1 protein-coding gene and 1 pseudogene are annotated in these 3,179 nt (G+C 68.4%); both read left to right on the forward strand.

Annotation, left to right across the window (positions count from 1 at the left end):
* The first annotated feature begins 276 nt into the window (after positions 1-276).
* Positions 277-1,354, forward strand: a pseudogene (locus AB0J04_RS45655) (SDR family oxidoreductase).
* A gap of 112 nt (positions 1,355-1,466) precedes the next feature.
* Positions 1,467-3,179, forward strand: a 1,713-nt coding sequence (locus AB0J04_RS45660) for a CocE/NonD family hydrolase (RefSeq protein WP_363174644.1), incomplete at its 3' end; no start/stop codon positions are given.

The following is a 3,179-nucleotide window of genomic DNA, read 5'->3' on the forward strand; positions in this document are numbered from 1 at the left end:
CCGCCCCGGTCGGCGAGACCGGCGCGGCTCAGCGCCCGATGCACGGTCGGCCCGGGGCTGCCGATCACGCGGGTGAGCTCCTCACGGCCCACCCGGACGGGATGCCTGGAGAGTTCCTCGATGACGGCCAGGACCCGGCCCGAACCTGCAAGTCGGCTGCCCTCGGCTTCTTCTGGGGATCCTCGTCAGGGTCTGTCAGTCCGCCGTGCGTCTGCGTATGCTCCATGGCGTTCCAAAAATCAGACCACCGTGTCAATTATTGGAAGGAGTTCAACGGTGAGACTCCGTAGCGCACAGTGGTACGAGAGCCAGGACCGCAACGTCTGCATCCACCTGGGCGGGGATGCGACGCGGTGTTCCGGAGGGCGCCTTCGGCGGCCGTCCGCAGATCGCCATCGCCAACACCGCCTCGGACCCGACCCCTTGCAACGCGGACCTGAGCGAGGTGACCGCCTCGGCGCGCACCGGGGTGTACGAGGCGGGCGGTGTTGTCCTGTTGGGCGGCTGGGACAAGACGATCCCGTCGCTGCTGCTCATGGCCGCCGCGTCGGTGGACCTGCCCGCCGTTGTGGTGCCGGGCGGCCCGATGCGGACGTGCCGGCCGACACCGGTGCCGACCTGGACTTCCTCGTCGGGTCCAGTGGCTCGGAGGTGAGTTGTGAGTCGCACTGACACGAGGGCCGCCAGGACCGCCCTCGTCACCGGAGGAGCCAGCGGACTCGGCGCGGCCACGGCCGAACGCCTCCGGGCCGACGGGCTGACGGTGACGACACTCGACCTCCAGGGCGCCGACGTCCGCGCGGACGTGACGGACGAGGGCGCGCTGCGCGGGATCGCCGACGAGATAGGTCCGGTGGACGTACTGGTCAACTCGGCGGGCATCGTCGGACCGAACAAGCCGCTGACCGAGACCACCGCCGAGGAGTGGCGTCGTGTGTTCGACGTCAACGTGCTGGGCACCGTGAACACCCTGCGGACGTTCGTCCCCGGCATGCGCGAACGCGGCTGGGGGCGCGTGGTCAACTTCGCCAGCATGGCGGGCAAGGACGGCAACGCCAACCTGTCGGTCTACTCCGCGTCCAAGGCCGCCGTGATCGCCCTCACCAAGTCCGCCGGCAAGGAACTCGCCACCAGCGGAGTCCTGGTCAATGCCATCGCCCCCGCGGTCATCGCCACCCCCATGAACGCCGACACGGCGCCCGACGTGCTGACCCACATCACCGGCCTCATCCCCATGGGACGGATCGGCCGACCGGAGGAAGTGGCCGAGCTGGTCGCGTTCCTGGCCTCCGAGCAGGTCAGCTTCTCCACCGGAGCCGTCTACGACATCAGCGGCGGACGAGCGACCTACTGACAGCCGACGGCCCGTGTGTTCTGCGGGGTGCGCGACCGTTGACCGGTTCGTATCCCGGTACTAGCGTACGCGATTACGTACCATCACAGCTTGATCACAAGGGAGTGGCGCTGTGACACGTCTTCCCCGCTCACGGAGCACCACAGTGGTGGCCGCGGTCGTGGCCATCGCACTGACCCTGGCCGGATTCGCCTCGGCCCCGGCGGGCTCCGTCGGCGGTTCCGCGACGGACGCGTACCCGACCCCGGGGCTGCTCGACTCGCCCGCCCCGAAGGCGATCCACGACTGGCTCGGCTACGACCGGCCTGCCCAGTACGACAGCATCTATACCGAGGTGCGCGTACCCATGCGGGACGGCACCCGACTCCACTGCTACCTCTACGAGCCCGGCCATGACGGCAAGGTCGACAGCGGCAAGCACCCCAGCCTGCTGGTCGACTTCACGCCCTATCAGATGTACCGCCAGAACCCGGCGTACAGCTATCTGGCCGGGCGCGGCTACAACGTGCTGACCTGCAACGTCCGAGGCTCGGGCAACTCGACGGGCACCTTCCCCTCCTGGTTCCAGCCGAAGGAGGCCACCGATGACCACGACCTGATCGAGTGGCTGGCACGACAGCCCAACTCGACCGGTGACGTGGGGCAGATGGGCCAGAGCTACGGCTCCGTCACGTCCTACCGCGCCGCCGCGCTCCAGCCGCCGCACCTGCGCGCCATCGTCCCCATCGTCTCCCCGACCGACATCTACTCGGAGTGGGTGTACCCCGGCGGAGTCCCGTCGACCAACGGCACCTGGTGGGCCAACGGCGGCCCGATCCTCAGCCCCGCCGACCACACCAGCACCCTCCGCAGCTTCCAGCAGCACCCGCTCTACGACGCCTACTGGAAGCAGGCGGTCACCACGAACAAGCTGCACGATGTGAAGGTCCCGACGCTGCACATCGGCGGCTACTTCGACATCTTCAAGAACGGCGGCTTCGACGCCGTCGAGCAACGGCCGCAGCAGACCTGGCTGCTGAACGGACCGTGGATCCACGGCGGCTTCCTCCAGATCCCGGGGCTGGACCCGGTCCTGCAAGGCGTCGACTCCGCGAACGCGATCTCCTACTCCGTGGTCCTGCAGTGGTTCGACCACTGGCTGGCCAAGCTCCCCGGGGCGCAACTGCCCCCGGACCGCGTGATCAGCTACGCGTCCACCTCCGCCAAGGCCTCGGGCAGTTGGCACGGATACGACCAGTGGCCCTCGACGGCGACCTCGAACTCGCGCCTGTACCCGACGTCGGACGGCGCACTCGCCGAGAGCGCACCCGCGTCCACGGGATACCGCTACCAGGTCAACCCGATCGACGGACCGTCAGCCGCCGTCACCGGAACCCTGCCCTACGACCCGGGGCAGAACCAGGCCGCGGCCGAACAGAACAACGTCCTGTCCAACGGCCGTTACGTGACCGACCGGGCCACCTTCACCCTCCCGGCGTTCACGTCGAACACGACACTCGCGGGCCCGGTCACGCTGCACCTGAACGCGTCGATCGAAACGAAGGACACCTACTTCGTCAGCAAGTTGGAGACCGTCCTGCCGGACGGCCGCGTCCTGCCCATCGAAACGGGTTACCTGCGTGCGCAGTCGAGGGACGGCCTGGAGAAGGCCAAGCCGGTCACGCCCGGTGCGCCGACGCAGTACTCGGTCCGACTCGGCCAGACCCACTGGGAGTTCAAACCTGGGGAGAAGCTGCGCATCACGATCGGCGGCGGTGACTATCCACGGATCGTCCCCGACGCCCCGCTCGGTGACGTGACCGTACACCTCGGCGACAAGACCTAT

Source organism: Streptomyces sp. NPDC050263 (assembly GCF_040655955.1).
Taxonomy (GTDB): domain Bacteria; phylum Actinomycetota; class Actinomycetes; order Streptomycetales; family Streptomycetaceae; genus Streptomyces.